Annotated in this window: 21 protein-coding genes and 1 tRNA gene; 17 read left to right on the top strand and 5 right to left on the bottom strand. The window is 62.7% G+C overall.

What is annotated here, in order from left to right; translation table 11 throughout:
* The 14 genes from ABYV89_RS05600 to ABYV89_RS05665 all read left to right on the top strand — a co-directional run.
* The coding region (locus ABYV89_RS05600) for an SDR family oxidoreductase (protein ID WP_432821955.1) at positions 1-203 on the top strand (203 nt) is incomplete at its 5' end.
* Between the two features lie 56 nt (positions 204-259).
* Positions 260-493 carry an acyl carrier protein gene (gene acpP / locus ABYV89_RS05605; protein ID WP_432821956.1) on the top strand — a complete coding sequence of 78 codons (234 nt, stop codon included), beginning with the start codon at positions 260-262 and terminating at the stop codon, positions 491-493.
* A 164-nt stretch (positions 494-657) separates the two neighbouring features.
* Positions 658-1,896, top strand: a complete 1,239-nt coding sequence (gene fabF, locus ABYV89_RS05610; protein ID WP_432821957.1) for a beta-ketoacyl-ACP synthase II — start codon at positions 658-660, stop codon at positions 1,894-1,896.
* The gene (gene rpiB, locus ABYV89_RS05615; RefSeq protein WP_432821958.1) at positions 1,896-2,345 is read left to right on the top strand and encodes a ribose 5-phosphate isomerase B; all 450 of its coding nucleotides are present in this window, start codon (positions 1,896-1,898) and stop codon (positions 2,343-2,345) included. Before fabF ends, rpiB begins: the two co-directional genes overlap by 1 nt.
* Before the next feature lie 105 nt (positions 2,346-2,450).
* Entirely contained in the window at positions 2,451-3,701 is a 1,251-nt protein-coding gene (gene glyA, locus ABYV89_RS05620) for a serine hydroxymethyltransferase (RefSeq protein WP_432821959.1), read from the top strand.
* A complete protein-coding gene (locus tag ABYV89_RS05625) occupies positions 3,702-4,172 on the top strand; it encodes a deoxycytidylate deaminase (RefSeq protein ID WP_432821960.1) in 471 nt (156 codons plus the stop codon). It begins immediately after the preceding gene.
* A gap of 2 nt (positions 4,173-4,174) precedes the next feature.
* Positions 4,175-4,642 (top strand): transcriptional regulator NrdR, encoded by a 468-nt coding sequence (nrdR, locus tag ABYV89_RS05630; protein ID WP_432821961.1) that lies wholly within the window; start codon positions 4,175-4,177, stop codon positions 4,640-4,642.
* A 66-nt stretch (positions 4,643-4,708) separates the two neighbouring features.
* Positions 4,709-5,818 (top strand): bifunctional diaminohydroxyphosphoribosylaminopyrimidine deaminase/5-amino-6-(5-phosphoribosylamino)uracil reductase RibD, encoded by a 1,110-nt coding sequence (gene ribD / locus ABYV89_RS05635; protein ID WP_432821962.1) that lies wholly within the window; start codon positions 4,709-4,711, stop codon positions 5,816-5,818.
* The gene (locus ABYV89_RS05640) at positions 5,803-6,453 is read left to right on the top strand and encodes a riboflavin synthase (RefSeq protein WP_432821963.1); all 651 of its coding nucleotides are present in this window, start codon (positions 5,803-5,805) and stop codon (positions 6,451-6,453) included. The genes ribD and ABYV89_RS05640 overlap by 16 nt, the downstream gene beginning before the upstream one ends.
* A gap of 31 nt (positions 6,454-6,484) precedes the next feature.
* Positions 6,485-7,690 carry a bifunctional 3,4-dihydroxy-2-butanone-4-phosphate synthase/GTP cyclohydrolase II gene (locus ABYV89_RS05645; protein WP_432821964.1) on the top strand — a complete coding sequence of 402 codons (1,206 nt, stop codon included), beginning with the start codon at positions 6,485-6,487 and terminating at the stop codon, positions 7,688-7,690.
* A 64-nt stretch (positions 7,691-7,754) separates the two neighbouring features.
* A complete protein-coding gene (gene ribH / locus ABYV89_RS05650; protein WP_432821965.1) occupies positions 7,755-8,219 on the top strand; it encodes a 6,7-dimethyl-8-ribityllumazine synthase in 465 nt (154 codons plus the stop codon).
* 5 nt (positions 8,220-8,224) lie between these two features.
* Positions 8,225-8,695, top strand: coding sequence for a transcription antitermination factor NusB (nusB, locus tag ABYV89_RS05655; RefSeq protein ID WP_432821966.1), 471 nt, complete (start codon positions 8,225-8,227; stop codon positions 8,693-8,695).
* The gene (locus tag ABYV89_RS05660; RefSeq protein ID WP_432821967.1) at positions 8,692-9,162 is read left to right on the top strand and encodes a M17 family peptidase N-terminal domain-containing protein; all 471 of its coding nucleotides are present in this window, start codon (positions 8,692-8,694) and stop codon (positions 9,160-9,162) included. Before nusB ends, ABYV89_RS05660 begins: the two co-directional genes overlap by 4 nt.
* An 82-nt stretch (positions 9,163-9,244) precedes the next feature.
* Entirely contained in the window at positions 9,245-10,555 is a 1,311-nt protein-coding gene (locus ABYV89_RS05665) for a homoserine dehydrogenase (RefSeq protein ID WP_432821968.1), read from the top strand.
* A 52-nt stretch (positions 10,556-10,607) separates the two neighbouring features.
* On the opposite strand, the gene ABYV89_RS05670 is transcribed toward ABYV89_RS05665, so the two are convergent.
* Both ABYV89_RS05670 and ABYV89_RS05675 read right to left on the bottom strand, forming a co-directional pair.
* Positions 10,608-11,078 (bottom strand): tRNA (cytidine(34)-2'-O)-methyltransferase, encoded by a 471-nt coding sequence (locus tag ABYV89_RS05670; protein ID WP_432821969.1) that lies wholly within the window; start codon positions 11,076-11,078, stop codon positions 10,608-10,610.
* Between the two features lie 3 nt (positions 11,079-11,081).
* Positions 11,082-11,972: a lysophospholipid acyltransferase family protein gene (locus ABYV89_RS05675; protein WP_432821970.1), complete on the bottom strand. Its 891-nt coding sequence runs from the start codon at positions 11,970-11,972 to the stop codon at positions 11,082-11,084.
* A 223-nt stretch (positions 11,973-12,195) separates the two neighbouring features.
* Between ABYV89_RS05675 and ABYV89_RS05680 the strand changes: the two genes are divergently transcribed.
* Positions 12,196-13,365, top strand: coding sequence for a Fic family protein (locus ABYV89_RS05680; RefSeq protein ID WP_432821971.1), 1,170 nt, complete (start codon positions 12,196-12,198; stop codon positions 13,363-13,365).
* A 158-nt stretch (positions 13,366-13,523) separates the two neighbouring features.
* Here the strand turns inward: ABYV89_RS05680 and ABYV89_RS05685 are convergent, their stop codons facing one another.
* Positions 13,524-14,813 carry a homocysteine synthase gene (locus ABYV89_RS05685; protein WP_432821972.1) on the bottom strand — a complete coding sequence of 430 codons (1,290 nt, stop codon included), beginning with the start codon at positions 14,811-14,813 and terminating at the stop codon, positions 13,524-13,526.
* A 197-nt stretch (positions 14,814-15,010) separates the two neighbouring features.
* The gene (locus tag ABYV89_RS05690; RefSeq protein ID WP_432821973.1) at positions 15,011-16,288 is read right to left on the bottom strand and encodes an O-acetylhomoserine aminocarboxypropyltransferase/cysteine synthase family protein; all 1,278 of its coding nucleotides are present in this window, start codon (positions 16,286-16,288) and stop codon (positions 15,011-15,013) included.
* A gap of 188 nt (positions 16,289-16,476) precedes the next feature.
* Here ABYV89_RS05690 and ABYV89_RS05695 point away from each other — a divergent pair, with 188 nt between their 5' ends.
* Both ABYV89_RS05695 and ABYV89_RS05700 read left to right on the top strand, forming a co-directional pair.
* Positions 16,477-18,156: an Rqc2 family fibronectin-binding protein gene (locus ABYV89_RS05695; protein ID WP_432821974.1), complete on the top strand. Its 1,680-nt coding sequence runs from the start codon at positions 16,477-16,479 to the stop codon at positions 18,154-18,156.
* A gap of 54 nt (positions 18,157-18,210) precedes the next feature.
* Positions 18,211-18,297 (top strand) — tRNA-Leu (locus ABYV89_RS05700).
* Positions 18,298-18,428: 131 nt separating this feature from the next.
* Here ABYV89_RS05700 and ABYV89_RS05705 read toward each other — a convergent pair.
* The coding region (locus tag ABYV89_RS05705; RefSeq protein WP_432821975.1) for a hypothetical protein at positions 18,429-18,697 on the bottom strand (269 nt) is incomplete at its 5' end.

Here is an 18,697-nt window from a genome sequence, read left to right on the forward strand (position 1 = left end):
ACGCCGTCGCTCCCGGCTTCATTGCCACCGATATGACCGAGGCCCTGCCCGAGAAGACCCGCCAGGAGCTGGCGGCGCAGATTCCTCTCGAGCGTCTGGGCAGCGCTGATGATATTGCCAATGCCGTCGTCTTTCTCGCGCAGGAAAAATCCGGGTACATCACCGGTCAGGTCCTGGCGGTCAACGGCGGGATGTACATGTAACAACCAAATACCGGCCCGATCAGAGATCGGCTCGAAAACAAAGGGAGGTGAAGCAGATGGCTTCTATTGACGAAAGAGTAAAACAGATTGTGGCAGAACAGCTCGGTGTTGACGCCGACCAGGTGACCAACGACGCGTCTTTCATGGACGACCTCGGTGCCGATTCACTGGATACCGTTGAGCTGGTAATGGCGCTCGAGGAGGAGTTCGACATCGAGATCTCCGACGAGGACGCCGAAAAGATTCTGACTGTACAGGACGCTATCGATTACCTCAGCGAAAACGCCTGATCTGCAAGAAGAAGGAGGAGGAACAGGGTTCCTCCTCCTTGATTTGTACTGCCCCAATGCTGTTGTTTCAAAACGGCCCCGAAGTTGAAAAAACACTATTGAACGAATAGTTATAGATATAAATCTGCAGCAGTTTCTAGCTGATCTGATGGAGGAAGAATATCATGCGTAGAGTCGTCGTGACAGGTGTCGGCGTTGTTTCCGCCCTTGGCACCGGTACCGAAAAAAACTGGTCTGCCTTGATGGCAGGAAAATCCGGAATCGATCGTATCACGCGCTTTGATGCGTCGGACCTTCCTACCCAGATCGCCGGCGAAGTCAAGGATTTCAATCCGGAAGACTTCATCGATAAAAAAGAAATCAAGAAGATGGATACGTTTATCCAGTATTCGTTAGCGGCCTCCGAAATGGCGATGCAGGACTCCGGTCTGCAGATCACCGAGGAGAATGCCGAGCGGGTCGGCGTCGTGGTCGGCGCCGGTCTCGGCGGCCTGCCGGCCATCGAAAAATACCATGAAGCGATGATGAGCGGCGGGTACAAGAAGGTCTCTCCCTTCTTCATTCCGATGCTGATCATCAACCTGGCCCCCGGTCATATCTCCATCCGGTTCGGCGCCAAGGGGCCCAATATCTCTACCGTCACCGCCTGCGCCACCGGTACCCATTCGATCGGCGACGCCTACCACATGATCAAGCGCGGCGATGCCGATGCCATGATCGCCGGCGGTGCCGAAGCGACCATCACCCCTCTGGCGATTGCCGGCTTCAACGTGATGAAGGCGTTGTCCACCCGCAATGACGATCCGACCGCGGCCAGCCGTCCTTTCGACAAGAACCGCGACGGTTTCGTCATGGCCGAAGGGGCCGGCATCGTCGTCCTCGAGGAATACGAAGCGGCCAAGGCGCGCGGGGCGAAAATTTATGCCGAAGTCGCCGGCTACGGTCTTACCGGCGATGCGCATCATATCACCTCTCCCGGTCCGAACGGCGAAGGCGCCGCCCGCTGCATGAAGATGGCGCTGAAAAATGCCGGCCTCAAGCCTGAGGATGTGGATTACATCAACGCCCACGGCACTTCGACCCATTTCAACGACCTGTATGAAACCATGGCGATCAAGAGCGTTTTTGGCGATCACGCCAAGAAGCTCATGATCAGTTCGACCAAGAGCATGACCGGGCACACGCTCGGCGCGGCTGGTGGGATCGAGGCCGTCTATTCGCTGCTGGCCATGGCTCGCGGGGAAGTGCCGCCGACCATTAACTACCAGGAGCCGGATCCCGAGTGCGATCTCGACTACGTGCCGAACCAGGGTCGTCAGGCCCGGGTCAATGTCGCCCTGTCCAACTCCCTCGGTTTCGGCGGCACCAACGGCACCCTGGTTTTCAAGAAGGTCTCTGAATAATGATTGTTGTTGCCAGCGACCACGGCGGGCTTGAACTCAAGGCCGCCATCTGCAGCTACCTCGCTTCCCGTAACCTCGATTCGAGTGACCTGGGAACGGACAACGGCGATTCGGTCGATTATCCCGATTTCGGCGAAAAAGTGGCCCGTGCCGTTTCTGTCGGCGCGGCCGAAAAGGGGATCCTGATCTGCGGCACCGGTATCGGCATGTCGATCGTGGCCAACAAGTTCCCCCGCGTGCGGGCGGCACTGGTCAACGACCCGTTCACCGCGCAGATGGCCAAGGAGCACAATAATGCCAATGTCCTGGTCATGGGCGGCCGGGTGACCTCAGTCGAGGATGCCTGCAGCCTGGTCGGGATCTGGCTCGATGCGGTCTTCGAGGGGGATCGCCATCAGCGTCGACTCGACAAGATTGCGCAGATCGAAGACGAGATTCGAAAAGGATAACGGGACAGCTTTAAGTCGAATGGGCAGGCCGGTGGCCTGCCCATTCGTTTTACATCACCATTAAGATTTGCATGCGGGGGCTGCCCGCAGCGGAGGTTGAACACCATGTCCGAAATGCTCGCCCAGTTTGATCCGGAAATTGCCGCCACCATCCGTCGGGAAACCGAACGCCAGGAATACAATCTCGAATTCATCGCCTCGGAAAACTTCGTCAGCGAGCGGGTTCTTGAGGTCCAGGGGTCGGTGCTGACCAACAAGTACGCCGAGGGCTATCCCTCCAAGCGGTATTACGGCGGCTGTGAGTTCGTCGACGTCGCCGAGCAGCTGGCCATCGACCGCGCCAAGGAGCTCTTCGGCGCCGAGCACGCCAACGTGCAGCCTCACTCCGGTTCCCAGGCCAACATGGCGGTCTATTTCGCCACCTGCGAGCCCGGCGATACCGTTCTCGGGATGAATCTCGCCCACGGCGGTCACCTGACCCACGGCTCGCCGGTCAACTTTTCCGGCAAGCTGTTCAATATCGTCTCCTACGGCGTCAGCAAGGAGACCGGTAAGATCGATTACGAAGAAGTCGAGCGGCTGGCCGTCGAGCACAAGCCGAAGCTGATCGTGGTCGGTGCCAGCGCCTATTCGCGCACCATCGATTTCGAGGCCTTCCGCCGGATTGCCGACAAGGTCGGGGCGATGGTCATGGTCGACATGGCGCACATCGCCGGCCTGGTCGCGGCCGGCCAGCATCCCAACCCGGTCCCCTACGCCGAGTTCGTCACCACCACCACCCACAAGACCCTGCGCGGCCCCCGCGGCGGCATGATCCTCTGTCGCGAGGAGTTTGCCAAGAAGATCAACAGCAACATCTTCCCCGGCATCCAGGGCGGCCCGCTGATGCACGTTATCGCCGCCAAGGCGGTCGCCTTCAAGGAAGCGCTCACCCCCGAGTTCAAAGACTACGCCGCCCAGGTGGTGAAAAATGCCAAGGCGCTGGCCGAAGGGCTGGTCAAGCGCGGCTTCAACCTGGTTTCCGGCGGAACCGACAACCACCTGATGCTGGTCGATCTGTCCGGCACCGAAATCACCGGCAAGGTGGCTGAAGCCGCCCTGGAGGAGGCCGGCATCACGGTGAACAAGAACGCGGTTCCTTTCGATACCCGCTCGCCCTTCGTCACCAGCGGTTTCCGCATCGGCACCCCGGCGACCACCAGCCGCGGGCTCAAGGAAGCGGAAATGGAGCTGGTTGCCGGCTGGATCGATCGGGCTCTGAAAAATATCGGCAACGAAGCCGAACTCGCCGCCATTCGCGCCGAAGTCAAGGAACTCTGCAAAAAGTTTCCCCTTTACGCCCATCGCCTGGTCTAGATGGAGCGGCCGTCCTGGGAAGAGTATTTCATGGAAATCGCCAGCCTGGTGGCCAGACGCTCCACGTGTCTGCGCCGCCAGGTCGGTGCCGTGATGGTCAAGGGGAAGAACATCCTGGCGACCGGCTACAACGGCACGCCGTCGGGGATCACCCACTGCGAACAGGCCGGCTGCCTGCGCCAGCAGCTCAACGTCCCTTCCGGTGAGCGCCATGAACTCTGCCGGGGCCTGCACGCCGAACAGAATGCCATCATCCAGGCGGCCAAGCACGGCATCAATATCGCCGGCGCCACCCTCTACTGCACCAACTCCCCCTGTATCATCTGCTCCAAGATGCTCATAAATGCCGGTATCCGCAAGATCATCTACCGGGAGGGCTACCCGGACCTGCTTTCCATGGAAATGCTGGAGGAGTCCGGGGTCGAGGTTTTGGAATTCAGTCGCGTTTCCCCCATCACCAAGGGAGAGTAAGCATGAAGTGTCCGTTCTGCACCTATCATGATACCAAGGTGGTCGATTCCCGGCTCGGCCGCGAGGGGAACAACATCCGCCGCCGCCGCGAATGCATCTCCTGCGAAAAACGCTTCACCACCTACGAGCGGGTCGAGGAAACGCTGCCGCTGGTGATCAAGAAGGACGGCCGGCGCGAGGCCTTCGATCGCACCAAGATCATTGCCGGCATGCAGCGGGCCTGCGAAAAACGACCGATTTCCATTGCCACCATCGAGAAAGAGGTCGATCGCCTCGAGCTTTCGCTGCAGGAAAGCGGGGAGAAGGAGATCGAGTCGAGCCGCATCGGTGAGTCGGTGATGAACGCCCTGCATGCCCTCGACGAGGTGGCCTACGTGCGCTTCGCCTCGGTTTACCGGCAGTTCCGCGACATCAACGAGTTCATGGCCGAGCTGACCGATATCCTGGCCAAGGGGGGCGGCAAGCCCTAGTCGTCCCTGTTTTTCTTCGTTCAATCCCACGCCGTATTCCCCTGTTTGCTGATATCCAAGGTGACCATGCCCGCAGCCGCTGAATATATGGATCGCGCCCTCGACCTGGCCCGCAAGGGCGAGGGGCGGACCCGGCCCAATCCGGCGGTCGGTGCGGTCATCGTCGCCGGCGGCCAGCTGGTCGGTGAGGGCTATCACCCCGAGGCGGGGCAGCCCCATGCCGAAATTTTCGCCCTGCGCCAGGCCGGCGACCTGGCCCGCGGCGCCGACCTCTACGTGACCCTCGAGCCCTGCAGTCATCAAGGGCGCACCGGGCCGTGCGCCGACGCCGTGATTGCCGCCGGCATCGCCCGGGTCTTCGTCGGTACCGGCGATCCCAACCCGCAGGTCTGCGGCCGGGGGATCGCTCGGCTGCGCGCAGCCGGGATCGAGGTGCAGATCGGCCTTCGCGAAGCCGAGTGCCGGCGGCTGATCGCCCCCTTCGCCAGGCACGTCACGACCGGCCTGCCGCTGGTGACCCTGAAGTCGGCGGTCTCTCTCGACGGCAAGACCGCCACCGTGACCGGCGATTCCCAGTGGATATCCGGTCCGGCCAGCCGCCTGCACGTGCACCGGGTGCGCGACCGGGTCGACGCCATCCTGGTCGGCATCGGCACCGTGCTCCAGGATGACCCCCGGCTGACCACCCGGCTCCCCGAAGGGGGGCGCAGCCCCCTGCGGGTGGTGGTCGACTCGTGCCTGCGGATTCCGGAGACGGCGAAACTGGTTAAAGGCCTGGCCGAGGCCGCCACGCTGATCGCGACGACCTCCCGTGCCAGTAGCGAAAAAGTGGAGCGGTTGCGCCGGCAGGGGGTTGAAATCCTCGTGGCCGACGGTCCCGACGGGCGGGTCGACCTGGCGCAGCTGCTGCTGCAGCTCGGCCAGCGCGGGATCCAGCACCTGCTCCTCGAGGGCGGGGCCGGCCTGAACAACGCCATGCTGCAGGCCGGTCTGATCGACCGGGTGATGGTCTTCGTGGCGCCGAAACTGGTCGGCGGCGATGACGGCTTCGGCATTTTTGCCGGGGCCGGGGTGCGCTGCCTGGGCGAGGCGCTGACCCTGGCCGATGTGCGCAGCTGTCGTTTTGACGACGATATCCTGATAGAAGGGGAGGTGGTCCGATGTTCACCGGCCTGATCGAAGATTTGGGAACGGTTCGCGAACTGCGCAAAAATGCCGACAGTGTCCGTCTCACGGTGGCCACCGGCTTTCCCATGAGCGAGCTTGAACTCGGCGAGAGCATCGCGGTCAACGGCATCTGCCTGACCGTGGTCGCCTTCGGCGATGGGCTCTTTTCGGCCGATGTCTCCCCCGAGACGGTCAGCCGTTCGACCCTTTCGGCCCTGGCTTCAGGCAGCCGGGTCAACCTTGAGCGGGCCCTGCGTTTCGGCGCCCGCCTCGGCGGCCACCTGGTCAGCGGCCATGTCGATGCCGTCGGCACGGTCGTCGCCCTGGTCCGGGACGGCAATGCCTACCGCTTCACTTTCCGCCTCCCGGCCGAGGTCAACCGTTACGTCGTGGAGAAGGGCTCGGTCGCCATTGACGGCATCAGCCTCACCGTCAACAGCGTCAGTGAAGAGACCTTTTCGGTGGCGATCATTCCCCATACCCTGGGGGCAACCACCCTGAAGGACCGCCAGGTCGGTTCCCAGGTAAACATCGAAACCGACATTATCGGCAAATATGTCGAGCGCCTGCTGGGGCGGGCCCCCGGGGGGGAAACACGCTCGGCCGTCGATCTCGATTTCCTTGCCAAGCATGGATTTCTGTGACATATTACGGGCCGCAAAGAGGAGTTTTGAAATGCCCATAGCCAAGATAGAAGCGGCCCTCGACGATATCCGTCAGGGCAAAATGGTGATCCTGGTCGATGACGAGGATCGCGAAAACGAAGGCGACCTGACCATGGCCGCCGAGATGGTGACCCCCGAAGCGATCAATTTCATGGCCCGCGAGGGGCGTGGCCTGATCTGCCTCTCCTTGACCGAGGAGCGGGCCGATCATCTCGACCTGCCGCTGATGGTCCGGGAGAACTCGTCCTCCTTCGGCACGGCTTTTACGATTTCCATCGAGGCCCGCCGCGGGGTGACCACCGGGATCTCCGCCGCCGACCGCGCCCGTACCATCCAGGTGGCGATTGCCGACGAGAGCAGCGCCAAGGATCTGGCCCGCCCGGGGCACGTCTTTCCGCTGCGGGCGAAAAAGGGCGGCGTGCTGGTGCGGGCCGGGCAGACCGAAGGGTCGGTTGACCTGGCGCGGCTGGCCGGCTTGAAGCCCTCCGGCGTCATCTGCGAGATCATGAACGACGACGGCACCATGGCGCGGATGTCCGAACTCAAGAAGTTCGCCAAGCAGCACGACCTGAAAATCATCTCCATCGCCGACCTGGTTTCCTACCGCATGCGCAAGGAACTGCTGGTGCATCGGGCCGCCGAGACGGTGCTGCCGACTCCCCATGGCGGCGAATTCACCGCCATCGCCTACGAAAACGATGTCGACAAGGCCCAGCACCTGGCCCTGCTCAAGGGGACGATCGATCCCGAGAAGCCGGTGCTGGTGCGGGTGCACTCCGAGTGCCTGACCGGCGACGTCTTCGGTTCGCAGCGCTGCGACTGCGGTGACCAGCTGCAGGCCGCCATGGCGCAGATCGAGAAGGAAGGGGCCGGCGTGGTCCTGTACATGCGCCAGGAAGGGCGCGGCATCGGCCTGATCAACAAGCTCAAGGCCTACGCCCTGCAGGACCAGGGGCATGACACCGTGGAGGCCAACGAGGCCCTCGGGTTCAAGGCCGACCTGCGCGATTATGGGATCGGTGCCCAGATCCTGGCTGAGTTGGGAGTGCGCAAGATCCGCCTGATGACCAACAACCCGAAGAAGATCATCGGGCTTGAGGGCTACGGTCTCGAAATCGTCGAGCGGGTTTCGATCCAGACGGCCACCAGCGACACCAACAAGAAATATCTTAAAACCAAGCGCGAAAAGATGGGGCACCTGCTGGAAAACCTCTGATCCGGACCGCTTGCCGCCCTGTGCGGCGGACGGGACGAGCACCGAAAACCGGGAGATGTGAATCATGAGCAAAGTTATCGAAGGAAACCTGGATGCCGCCGGGCTCAAGTTCGGCCTGGTGGTTGGCCGTTTCAACAGCTTCATCGGCGACCGCCTGGTCGAGGGCGCGGTCGATGCCCTGGTGCGGCACGGCGCCGATCAGGATCAAATCACCATCGCCAAAGTTCCCGGGGCCTTTGAAATTCCGATGACGGCCAAGAAGATGGCGGCTTCCGGCAATTACGATGCGCTGATCTGCCTGGGTGCGGTGATCCGCGGCTCGACCCCCCATTTCGATTACGTCAGCGCCGAAGTCTCCAAGGGGGTCGCCTCGGTCAGCCTCGATTCGGGGATCCCGGTCGCCTTCGGGGTGCTGACCACCGACAACATCGAGCAGGCGATCGAGCGGGCCGGCACCAAGGCCGGCAACAAGGGGTTTGAGGCCGCCGTTACCGCCATCGAAATGGTTAACCTTTACAAGAAACTGTAGGATACATGGCAAAAGGGATGCGCAGGCAGGGCCGCGAGCTGGCCCTTAAAATCATATACAGCCTTCAGGACCAGGACACCTCCATCGAAGAGGTGCTGGTCGATTTCTGGGAGAGTTTCCGCTTCCGCGACGACGTCCTCGGCGACCCCCTCGATCTGATCGAGAAACCGGTGCCCAACGATGTCCGCGAATTTGCCGAGGGGCTGGTGCGGGGCGTCTCCGATCACCTGGAGCAGATCGACCAGATGATCGACGAGCTCTCCACCAACTGGGCCCTCGACCGGATGGCCCGGGTCGACCTGTCGCTGCTGCGGCTGGCGGCTTACGAGCTCCTCTGCCGCCCCGATGTGCCGGCCAGCGTGGCCATCAACGAGGCGATCGAGATCGGCAAGGTGTACGGCACCAAGGATACGCCGTCGTTCGTCAACGGCATCCTGGATAAAATCTCCCGTTCCTGTCGCCCTGCCGGCCAATGACCGCAGCACTGCGCGTCCTCGACGTGCCGGCCGACCGGATGGAAGGCGAGGTGGTAGCGGCCCTGTTCTTCGAGGATGTCCGTCCCCTGCGCGGGGCGGCCGCCCTGCTTGACTGGCGTCTCAACGGTCGCCTGACCGACATGATCCTGGCCGAAGAGGTGAGCGGACAGGCGGGCGAGCATGTGCTGGTGGCGGACAATGGCAAGCTGGCGGCCGAATGGGTGCTCTTCGTCGGCGGCGGCAGCTGGCGCGAACTGGATCCCGGCCGCTACCGGGAAGCCCTGCGGCATCTGCTCGGGGTCTGCAGCAACGCCGGCTTTTCGCTCGTCTCCATCTGCCTTACGGCGCCGGCCGGCATAGCGCCCAATGTTCTCGAACAAGAACTTGCCCGGGCCCTGGCCGACCTGCCCGGCAAGCGTCCTGAATGTCTGCTCACCTTTGATGACGACGACCCTTCAGCCGGTTAGTTACCCGTCAGATTGACCCCGGCCGCGGCAGTGCCTGCGACCTGGGCCATGATGCAATAATCCGTTCATTTACGAGGCTTCCATGAAAGAAATCAAGGTAGGTCTGCTCGGTTTCGGCACCATCGGAACCGGTGTGGTCAAGGTTCTGCAGAATAACGCCCGTCTCATCGAGGATCGTCTCGGTGCGCGGCTGACCCTGGCGCGGATTGCCGATCTTGATATCACCACCGATCGTGGCGTGAAGATCGACGCCGGCCTGCTGACGAGCGACGCCGACGCGGTGCTGACCGCCCCCGATATCGACGTGGTGGTCGAGCTGATCGGCGGCTACGAGCCGGCCCGCAGTTTTGTGCTCAAAGCCATCGCCAACGGCAAGCACGTGGTCACCGCCAACAAGGCCCTGCTCGCCCTGCACGGCGAGGAAATCCTCGCGGCCGCGCAGCAAAACGGCGTCGACGTCTTTTACGAGGCGGCGGTCGGCGGCGGCATCCCGATCATCTCGTCGATCAAGGAAAACCTCTGCGCCAACCGCTTCACCAGCGTGTTCGGCATCCTCAACGGCACCTGCAACTACATCCTGACCCGGATGACCAACGACGGCGACGATTACCATGACGTCCTCAAGGAGGCCCAGGCCAAGGGCTATGCCGAAGCCGACCCGACCTTCGACGTCGAGGGGGTCGATACCGCGCACAAGCTCGCCATCCTGATTTCCCTCTGCTTCGGCACCCGGGTGCAGTTCAAGGACATCCACACCGAGGGGATCAGCAACATCTCGGCCCTCGACATCCAGTTCGCCAGCCAGTTCGGCTACCGCATCAAGCTGCTGGCCATCGGCAAGAACGACAACGGCCAGATCGAGGCCCGCGTTCATCCGACCATGGTCCCCGACAACTACCCGCTGGCCGACGTGCACGGCGCCTTCAACGCGGTGCGGCTGGTCGGCGACTTCCTCGGCCCGGCCATGCTCTACGGCAAGGGCGCCGGCATGGAGGCGACCGCCAGCGCGGTGATGGGCGACGTCATGTCGATCGCCCGCAACATCCGCTGCGGCGCCGTCGGCCGGACTCCGGCCATGGGCTACGTCCCCGAGGCGATCAAGGATCTCTCCATCAAGCCGATGGACGACATCGTCAGCCATTACTACCTGCGCTTCGCCGCCGACGACAAGCCCGGGGTGCTGTCGCAGATTTCCGGCATTCTCGGCAAGTACGAGATCAGCATCACCTCGATGATCCAGCCCGAGCGGCAGGTCAGCGGCGCGGTGCCGATCGTGATGATGACCCACGATGCCAAAGAGGCCAACGTGCGCAAGGCGCTGGCCGAGATCGACGCCCTGGCGGTGATCAAGGAGCAGAGCCGGTTCATCCGGATCGAGAACGAACTCGGTTGAAAAAATTGAACATCAGCGACAAAAGGCGCCCGAAAAGGCGCCTTTTGTCGTTTCAGGAGAGTCGGCCGGTCTGGCGCAGGGCTTCGTAGAGGATGATGCCGGCGGCGGTGGAGAGGTTGAGGCTGCGCACGATCGGCGAAAAGATCGGGATGCGGATGCAGCGCTCGGCGTGTTCGGCCAGCAGCGCCTCGGGCAGCCCCTCGGTTTCCTTGCCGAAGACCAGCAGGTCGCCGGGCAGAAAGTCGGCTTCGACGTGGCTGCGGGCGGCCTTTTTCGAGGTGTACCACCAGCGGCCGCCGGGCATGGCCTGCTGCAGCTGCTCGAGTGAATCCCAGCGGCGCACGTCGATGGCGTCCCAGTAGTCGAGTCCGGCCCGCTTGAGCTGCCTGTCGTCGATAGAGAAGCCGAGCTTGCCGACCAGGTGCAGGATGGTGCCGGTGGCGCCGCACAGGCGGGCGATGTTGCCGGTGTTGGGGGGGATCTCCGGCTCGATCAGGACGATATGGAAGGGGGGCGTCGTCATGGTTCAGTCCCGCCAGCGGCGATGCACCCAGAACCACTGGGTCGGGCTGCGGCGTACCGCCTGCTCGATATTCTCGGTGAGCAGGGCGGTGTTGCGGGTCACCGCCTCCTGCCCCGTCTCGTTGTCCAGCAGGATCAGCGGCTCGATCACCACCTGGTAGCGAAAATCCTCGGTGCGGTAGACATAGATCGGCAGGATCGGCACCCCCTGCTTCATGGCGATCTGGGCGATGATCGGGGTGGTCCAGGCCTGGCGGCCGAAAAAGTCGACCGCGACCGCTTCGCTGCGGGTGATGTGCTGGTCGAGCAGCACCGCCACCCCGCGGTTTTCGCCCAGCGAGCGCAGGATGCGCCGGGCCCCCTTCTTGCTTTCCAGGCTGCGTCCGCCGCCGGCCTCGCGGAGCTGTTCGAAGTAGCGGTCGACGTAGGGGTTCTTCATCCGCTTGGCGACGAAATCGGCCGGGTAGCCCAGGGCCGGCATGAAGAAGGTGCCGACTTCCCAGAAACCGATGTGGCCGCTGAGCAGCAGCACCCCCTTGCGCATGGCGTAGGCCTGCTCCAGGTGCTCGAGTCCGGTAAAGGAGAAGCAGGCGTCGAGGTCGGCCCGGCCCTTGAACAGGTCGAGCCGCAGCATCTCGATGCCGCTCACCCCCAGGTGGCGGAAGACGGCCTGCACCTCCCGCTCGATCTCGGCGGGCGACTTGTCGGGATAGGCGCGGCGCAAATTCTCGGCCGCCGTCGCCACCCGCTTTTTCTGCAGCCGCCGGCTCAGGTCGCCGAGCCGCTCGCCGAAGCGCAGGGCTGCGGTACGCGGCAGGCTGCGGGCGATCCCGGCCAGCAGCAGGAACAAGGCATACTCGAAAAGGTATTTGTATTTACTCGATTTCTTGGCCATGCGTCGGATCTCTTTTAAGGGGTACTTTCAGGCGGCGAAGTTTAGCATGTCGCAGGCTTTAAGGGCAATAAAAAGGCAGCTCCGTAGGAACAAGCCGGTTCGTAAGGTGGGGAAGGCCCTGGTTGACATCCCTGTGCTGCCCTGAAACATTTAATAAAGAAGTTGCTTATTTAAAGTTTGGCCGATAATGTTAAATACAACTCGTCTTATTTAAGGTTTTACGATGAAGAAAAATCACCTTTGTCCCGTTCGCCAACGACTGCTCGTCACCGTTGACGGTTATCCCGGAGCGCTTGCCCTTGTCCCGCCACCGCCGCCTCGCAGGCTTGACCTGAAGGGTTTGCAGGACGAACTGCCCCGTGCTCACAGGGCCCTGGCGTTGCTGAAGGATATCTCCGCAAGGCTGCCAAACCCGGATCTGATAACCAGAACGTCTGATCGTCGCGAGGCCGTGCGCAGCAGCCAGATCGAGGGAACCAGCTCCGATATGAACGATCTGCTGATTTACGAGGCAACCGGCAGCAACGAGGGGCTGCCGCCCGATGTCCATGTGACTCGCAATTATGTTTTCGCACTGGAGTATGGTCTGCAAAAAGTTCGCGAGAGAGGCGCCTCGGTGCTCAACTGCGAGCTCATAAAAAAACTCCATGCTCACCTGATGGATGGCGTGGACTACAACGGCACCCCCGGGCAGTTCAGGGATAAGCAAAACTGGATTGGCGGGGGGCAAAATATTTACCACGCCCGCTTTGTTCCACCTCCACCCGAATCTGTGCAGGGGTGCATGGACGACCTTGAATTGTGGCTTCAGGATTCGCCCGCCGAAGCCGAACCCATGGTGCTTTCGATCGTCTCGCGCATGGCTATCGCGCATGTGCAGTTCGAGACAATCCATCCATTCCTTGACGGCAATGGCCGGGTCGGCCGGATCCTTTTGTCGTTAATGCTGGCCGCCGAAGGCTATCCCCCGGCCTATCTTGCGGGTTACCTGAAAGCCAACCAGCAGGAGTATTATGATGCGCTTGCGGGGGTGCAGCTTAAGGAAAAATGGTCGGAGTGGATCCGTTTTTTTGCGCAGGGAGTAGAGGCTGCCGCCCAGGAGTCGATCCGTACCGCGATGGCCCTCGAAGCGGTAATGAAACGATGGCAGGAACGCATCGGCGAACTTGGGCTGCGTTCTCACTCCGTCCTGTACCGGTTTCCGGAACTCATGATTGGGACTCCGGTTTTGACCGCACACAGGGCCAAAGATGCGCTCGGTATTTCCTTCCCCGCGGCTTCAGCGGCCCTGGGGAAACTGGAAAAAATGGGCGTTCTTCACCGGCCCAAAGACAGTCGTCGCAACCGGGTTTTCGTGGCGCAGGAGGTCATCGAAGTGCTGAACCGACGGTGACTGCGGATTCTTTAGCTTCGATTGCAGGCGGGGCCGACCGCGCATCTTCAACTCTTGGCAACGCCTGAGCATAACAAACAAGGGACGGCGTCGCCGTCCCTTGTTTGTTGGACATTTTTCCCAGTCGTTTTGGCAAGGGAACCCGCTATCTGGAGACCTTATTTCTGGCTGGCCTGCAGCGCCTGGTCGAGATCGGCGAGGATGTCCTCGATGTCTTCGATGCCGACGGAAACCCGGATGAATTCAGGGGAGACGCCGGCCGAGCGCTGCTCCTCGGCGGACAGCTGCTGGTGGGTGGTCGAGGCCGGGTGGATGACCAGGGTCTTGGCGTCGCCGATGTTGGCCAGGTGGCTGGCGAGCTTGACGCTGTCGATGAACCGGGCCCCGGCGGCGGTGCCGCCCTTGATGCCGAAGCCGACGATGGCGCCCTGGCCCTTGGGCAGGTAGCGGGTGGCCCGGGCATGATCCGGGTGGTTCTCCAGCCCCGGATAGTTGACCCAGTCGACCTGGGGGTGTTTATCCAGGAAACGGGCGACCGCCAGCGCGTTCTCGCAGTGGCGGGGCATGCGCACGTGCAGGGTTTCGAGCCCCTGCAGGATCTGGAAGGCGTTGAACGGCGACAGGCAGGGCCCGAGGTCGCGCAGCAGGGTGATGCGCATTTTCAGGATGTAGGCCAGGGTGCCGAGGGCCTCGTGGTAGACCAGGCCGTGATAGCTCGGATCGGGAGTGGTGTATTCGGGGAAGCGGCCGCTCGACCAGTCGAAGTTGCCGCTGTCCACCACGGCGCCGCCGATGCTGGTGCCGTGGCCGCCGATGAACTTGGTCAGCGAGTAGCAGACGATGTCGGCGCCGTGTTCGATCGGGCGAAAGAGCACCGGGGTGGCGACGGTATTGTCGACGATGAAGGGGAGGCCGTGATCGTGGGCCACCTTGGCGATCGCCTGAAAGTCATCGACGTTGTTCTTGGGGTTGCCGATGGTTTCGGTGAAGACCGCCTTGGTGTTGTCATCGATGGCGGCGGCGATGGCGGCCGGCTTCGAGGTGTCGACGAACTTGACGGTGATCCCCATCCGCGCCAGGGTGTGGTGAAACAGGTTGTAGGTGCCGCCGTAGAGGAAACAGCTGGAGACGATGTTGTCCCCGGCCTTGGCCAGGTTGAGGATGGCCAGGGCAATCGCCGACGAGCCCGAGGCCAGGGCCAGGGCGCCGACGCCGCCGTCGAGCTCGGCCAGGCGCTTCTCCAGCACGTCGGTGGTCGGGTTCATCAGGCGGGTGTAGATATTGCCCATTTCCTTGAGGCCGAAGAGGTTGGCGGCGTGCTCGGAAGAGTTGAAGACATAGGAGCTGGTCTGGTAGATGGGCACCGCGCGGGAGTTGGTGGTCGGGTCGGGCACCTGGCCGGCGTGCAGGGTTTTGGTGCCGATCCGGTAATCGGTCTTTTCGCTCATGGATATCCTCCCTTAAGACGTGTGTATGTTTAAGTATGCGAATTGTCTAATCAGTAAAGGGGTCGGGTAGCTATTGCTATCATTCAGTAGTGCTGCTGTCAAGAATAAATCAGCGTCTTTAATCTTAGCAGAATGCGCGCAAATAAAAAGGGCGGATCCCCTGGAGATCCGCCCTTTTTTTGCTGTGCGAGAATGAATCAGCTGGCCTGCAGGGCCTGCTCGACGTCGGCGATCAGGTCGTCGATGTGCTCGATGCCGACCGACAGGCGGATCAGGTCGGGGGTCACCCCCGAAGCGATCTGCTGGGCTTCGGAGAGCTGGCGGTGGGTGGTGCTGGCCGGGTGCAGCACGCAGCTGCGGGCGTCGCCGACATGCACCACCAGGGCGATCACCCGGGTCGCCTCCATGAACCTGACGCCGGCCTCGCGGCCCCCCCTGATGCCGAAGGTCATCACCCCGCTGGCCCCTTTCGCCAGGTACTTGCGGGTCAGGGCGTAGCTCGGGTGGCTTTCCAGGCCGGGGTAGTTGACCCAGGCCACTTTCGGATGCTTTTGCAGGTATTTGGCCAGCGCCAGGGCATTGCTGCTGTGGCGCTCCATCCGCAGCGGCAGGGTGGTCAGGCCGTGGTTGAACAAGAAGCTGTTCATCGGCGCCGGGGTGGCGCCCAAATCGCGCATGTACTGCACGCGGGCCTTGATGATGTAGGCCAGGCGGCCGAACTTTTCGACGTAGCGCAGGCCGTGGTAGCTGGCATCGGGCTCGGTCAGGTCCGGGTACTTGCCGCCGGTCCAGTCGAAGCGGCCGCCGTCGACGATCACCCCGCCGACGCTGGTGGCGTGGCCGTCGATATACTTGGTCGCCGAGTGCACCACGATGTCGGCGCCGTGCTCGAGAGGCCGGCACAGGTACGGGGTGGGGAAGGTGTTGTCGATGATCAGCGGCACCCCCATCGCCTGGGCGACCGCCGAAAACTTTTCAAAATCGAGCACGTTCAGCCCCGGGTTGCCGATCGTTTCGGCGAACAGCGCCTTGGTCTCCGGGCGGAACTGGCGCTTGATTTCATCGATCGACGCATTGGGATCGATGAAGCTGACCTCGATGCCGAGCTTCGGCAGGGTGTTGGCGAAGAGCGAATAGGTGCCGCCGTACAGGGTGCCGGCGGTGACGATGTGCTGGCCGGCCTGGCAGATGTTCATGATCGCCAGGGCCGTGGCCGCCTGCCCCGAAGAGGTCGCCAGGGCGCCGACGCCCCCTTCCATCAGGGCGATTTTCCCCTCGAAGGCTTCGGTGGTCGGGTTGCTGATGCGGGTGTACATGTGGTCGGGCAGGTCGAGGTCGAACAGCCTGGCCACGTGGTCGGCGCTGTCATACTTATATGTGGTGCTCTGGCAGATCGCCGGGATGCGCGGTTCGGTCGGTTTCGGCGCATAGGTTCCCTGTACCGCCTGCGTCTCGATTTTCCAGGATGTGCTCATGTAATCCTCCTTGTTGATGCTGAATTGAGATCCGGCATAGTAGCAGAAATTGCGCGGAAATGGATTAAAAAGGCTATCCTCCGGCCGGGTTATTTTATCGGAGCTTGGCGCCGGCCGGGCCGACAATCTGTTTGCAAAATCGCCGCAGTTTGGCTATGAATGAACGCTGCCAATAGCGGAGAAATGACATGTCCATGGATATCCTCAGCCTCGACGCCGTGGTTCGCGAATTGAACGGACTGCTGCGCGGCGCGGCTCTCAGCCAGATCCATCAGCCCGGCCCTTCGGAGCTGGTGCTGCGGCTGTGGACCGGGCGGGAAAACCTGCGGCTGCTGCTGTCGGTGGACCCGCGGGCCAGCCGCCTGCACCTGACCGCCAAAAAACTCCCCAACCCGCAGGCGCCGCCGCGCTTCTGCCAGCTGCTGCGCTCGCGCCTGACCCGCCTGCTGGCCATCGAGCGGCTGCCGGCTGAGCGGATCGTGCTGCTGCACTTTGCCGGCAGCGAAAAGAGCCGCTGGACCCTGGTCGCCGAGCTGCTCGGCAGTCACGCCAACCTGGTTCTGCTCGACGGGGCAGGGCGGGTGGTCGACACCCTGCTGCGGCAGCCCCAGGGGCCGCGCCCGCTGCTGCCCGGCCGGCCCTACCTGCCGCCGGCAGCAACAAACAGAATCGACCTGGCGGCCGGCCTGCCGGAGATCCCCGCTCTTCCCTTCGAGCGCTGGCTGCTGGAGCAGATCACGCCGATGACCCCCCTCTGGGCCGCCGAGCTGGCCGCCGCAGCCGCCTGCGGGGAGGTGCCGGCGCAGCTGCTGGGCCATTTCCGCGAGCAGTGGCTGGCCGGCGACTTCAGCCCCTGCCTCCTTACCTGGCAGGGGCGGCCGCTGCTGTCGGCGCTGCTGCCCCAATATGTCGAGATCGCCGGGCTGCAGCGCTTTGCCTCCATGTCCGAGGCGGCCGACGCCTTTTACGGCGAGGCCAGCGAGGACGCGGTCTTCGGCAGCGGCAAGGGAGAGCTGGAGAAGCTGGTGCGCAAGGCTAGCCAGCGGCTGGAAAAACGCCTGGCCAACATCGCCGCCGAGGCTGAACGGGGGCAGAATTACGAGCGCCAGCGGCAGCTGGGCGACCTGCTGCTGGCCAACCTCTACCGGCTGCGCCGGGGGCTGGCCGAGGTCACCGTCGACGACTGGTTCGCCGACCCGCCGGCTCCGGTGACCATACCCCTCGACCCGGCGCTCTCCCCCCAGGAGAACGCCGAAGCCTGCTTTCGCCGCCACCGCAAGGGCAAGCGCGGGGTCGAGCACATCGCCCGCCGCCGCCTTGAAACCGCCGAAGAGCTCGACTGGCTGGCCGGGGTGGCGCTGGCCATCGACGAGGCCGAAACGGCGGCCGAGCTGCAGGCGCTCCGCCAGGAGTTGGTCGCCGGCGGCGTGCTCAAGCCCCCCGCGCGGCCGCCGCGCAGGCTGCCGGCCCCGGCTGCCGACGCCGGCCTGCGGCAGGCCCTCAGCCCTTCCGGCCTGCGCCTGATCTGGGGGCGCAACAACCGCAGCAACGACCAGGTCAGCAAGTCGCTGACCGACGCCGACGATCTCTGGTTTCACGCCCACAACCTGCCGGGCTGCCACCTGGTGCTCAAGCGGGAAGGGCGGCGCGAGATCCCCGAGGCCGACATCCAGTACGCCGCCGCCCTGGCCGCCGGCTATTCCCGCGGTCGCGACGACCACAAAGTCGAGGTGATGGTGGTCGAAGGGCGCAGCGTCCGCAAGCCCAAGGGAGCCCGTCCGGGGCTGGTGCTGGCCGAGCCGATGCGCACCCTGGTGGTGCGGCCGCAGCGCCTGCCGGAGGCCTCTGCAGAAAAAAATGAAGGATGAAAATTTTTTGGTTGCAATGGGTCAGGGCATTTGTTATAAACACCCTCGCTTCAAGCCGAAGTGGTGGAATTGGTAGACACGCTAGGTTCAGGGTCTAGTGGGCGTAGGCCCGTGGGAGTTCGAGTCTCCCCTTCGGCACCAAACAAAAAATAACCCGGTCGCAAACGCGATCGGGTTTTTTTTTGAAAAAAATTCGGGGGAGACTCGAAGCGCAGCGAGCGCTGACTTGATGTCAGAAGAGCCGGCAGGGGGCGGAGGGGCTGCGCTAGAAGTTAAATGATTTGACATCCGGGATGATCAGGGAGTAATTTATTAACTTGAATTGTTTTTTGTTGTAATTCAGGGAGGTTGCTGGATGTGCTCGGGTGAGGGTGAGTCCGTTTTTTAAAGGTCGTTTTTATCGGTGAGGTGCCGGTGAAGACGGCCTTTTTTGTTGCTGGGCTCAACAGCGGGTCGTTGATGTGATGGAAAAATGGATAACCAGATACCTGGTGCCGCTGCTTCTGCTGACCCTTGTCGTCGCCCTGTACTTTGAGCTGCG

The sequence above is a fragment of the Trichloromonas sp. genome, from assembly GCF_041583255.1.
In the GTDB taxonomy this organism is placed as follows: Bacteria; Desulfobacterota; Desulfuromonadia; order Desulfuromonadales; family Trichloromonadaceae; genus Trichloromonas.

Coding starts and splice junctions, on each gene's coding strand:
- acpP (WP_432821956.1), top strand. CDS start 260: ATGGCTTCTATTGACGAAAGAGTAAAACAGATTGTGGCAGAACAGCTC.
- fabF (WP_432821957.1), top strand. CDS start 658: ATGCGTAGAGTCGTCGTGACAGGTGTCGGCGTTGTTTCCGCCCTTGGC.
- rpiB (WP_432821958.1), top strand. CDS start 1,896: ATGATTGTTGTTGCCAGCGACCACGGCGGGCTTGAACTCAAGGCCGCC.
- glyA (WP_432821959.1), top strand. CDS start 2,451: ATGTCCGAAATGCTCGCCCAGTTTGATCCGGAAATTGCCGCCACCATC.
- ABYV89_RS05625 (WP_432821960.1), top strand. CDS start 3,702: ATGGAGCGGCCGTCCTGGGAAGAGTATTTCATGGAAATCGCCAGCCTG.
- nrdR (WP_432821961.1), top strand. CDS start 4,175: ATGAAGTGTCCGTTCTGCACCTATCATGATACCAAGGTGGTCGATTCC.
- ribD (WP_432821962.1), top strand. CDS start 4,709: ATGCCCGCAGCCGCTGAATATATGGATCGCGCCCTCGACCTGGCCCGC.
- ABYV89_RS05640 (WP_432821963.1), top strand. CDS start 5,803: ATGTTCACCGGCCTGATCGAAGATTTGGGAACGGTTCGCGAACTGCGC.
- ABYV89_RS05645 (WP_432821964.1), top strand. CDS start 6,485: ATGCCCATAGCCAAGATAGAAGCGGCCCTCGACGATATCCGTCAGGGC.
- ribH (WP_432821965.1), top strand. CDS start 7,755: ATGAGCAAAGTTATCGAAGGAAACCTGGATGCCGCCGGGCTCAAGTTC.
- nusB (WP_432821966.1), top strand. CDS start 8,225: ATGGCAAAAGGGATGCGCAGGCAGGGCCGCGAGCTGGCCCTTAAAATC.
- ABYV89_RS05660 (WP_432821967.1), top strand. CDS start 8,692: ATGACCGCAGCACTGCGCGTCCTCGACGTGCCGGCCGACCGGATGGAA.
- ABYV89_RS05665 (WP_432821968.1), top strand. CDS start 9,245: ATGAAAGAAATCAAGGTAGGTCTGCTCGGTTTCGGCACCATCGGAACC.
- ABYV89_RS05670 (WP_432821969.1), bottom strand. CDS start 11,078: ATGACGACGCCCCCCTTCCATATCGTCCTGATCGAGCCGGAGATCCCC.
- ABYV89_RS05675 (WP_432821970.1), bottom strand. CDS start 11,972: ATGGCCAAGAAATCGAGTAAATACAAATACCTTTTCGAGTATGCCTTG.
- ABYV89_RS05680 (WP_432821971.1), top strand. CDS start 12,196: ATGAAGAAAAATCACCTTTGTCCCGTTCGCCAACGACTGCTCGTCACC.
- ABYV89_RS05685 (WP_432821972.1), bottom strand. CDS start 14,813: ATGAGCGAAAAGACCGATTACCGGATCGGCACCAAAACCCTGCACGCC.
- ABYV89_RS05690 (WP_432821973.1), bottom strand. CDS start 16,288: ATGAGCACATCCTGGAAAATCGAGACGCAGGCGGTACAGGGAACCTAT.
- ABYV89_RS05695 (WP_432821974.1), top strand. CDS start 16,477: ATGTCCATGGATATCCTCAGCCTCGACGCCGTGGTTCGCGAATTGAAC.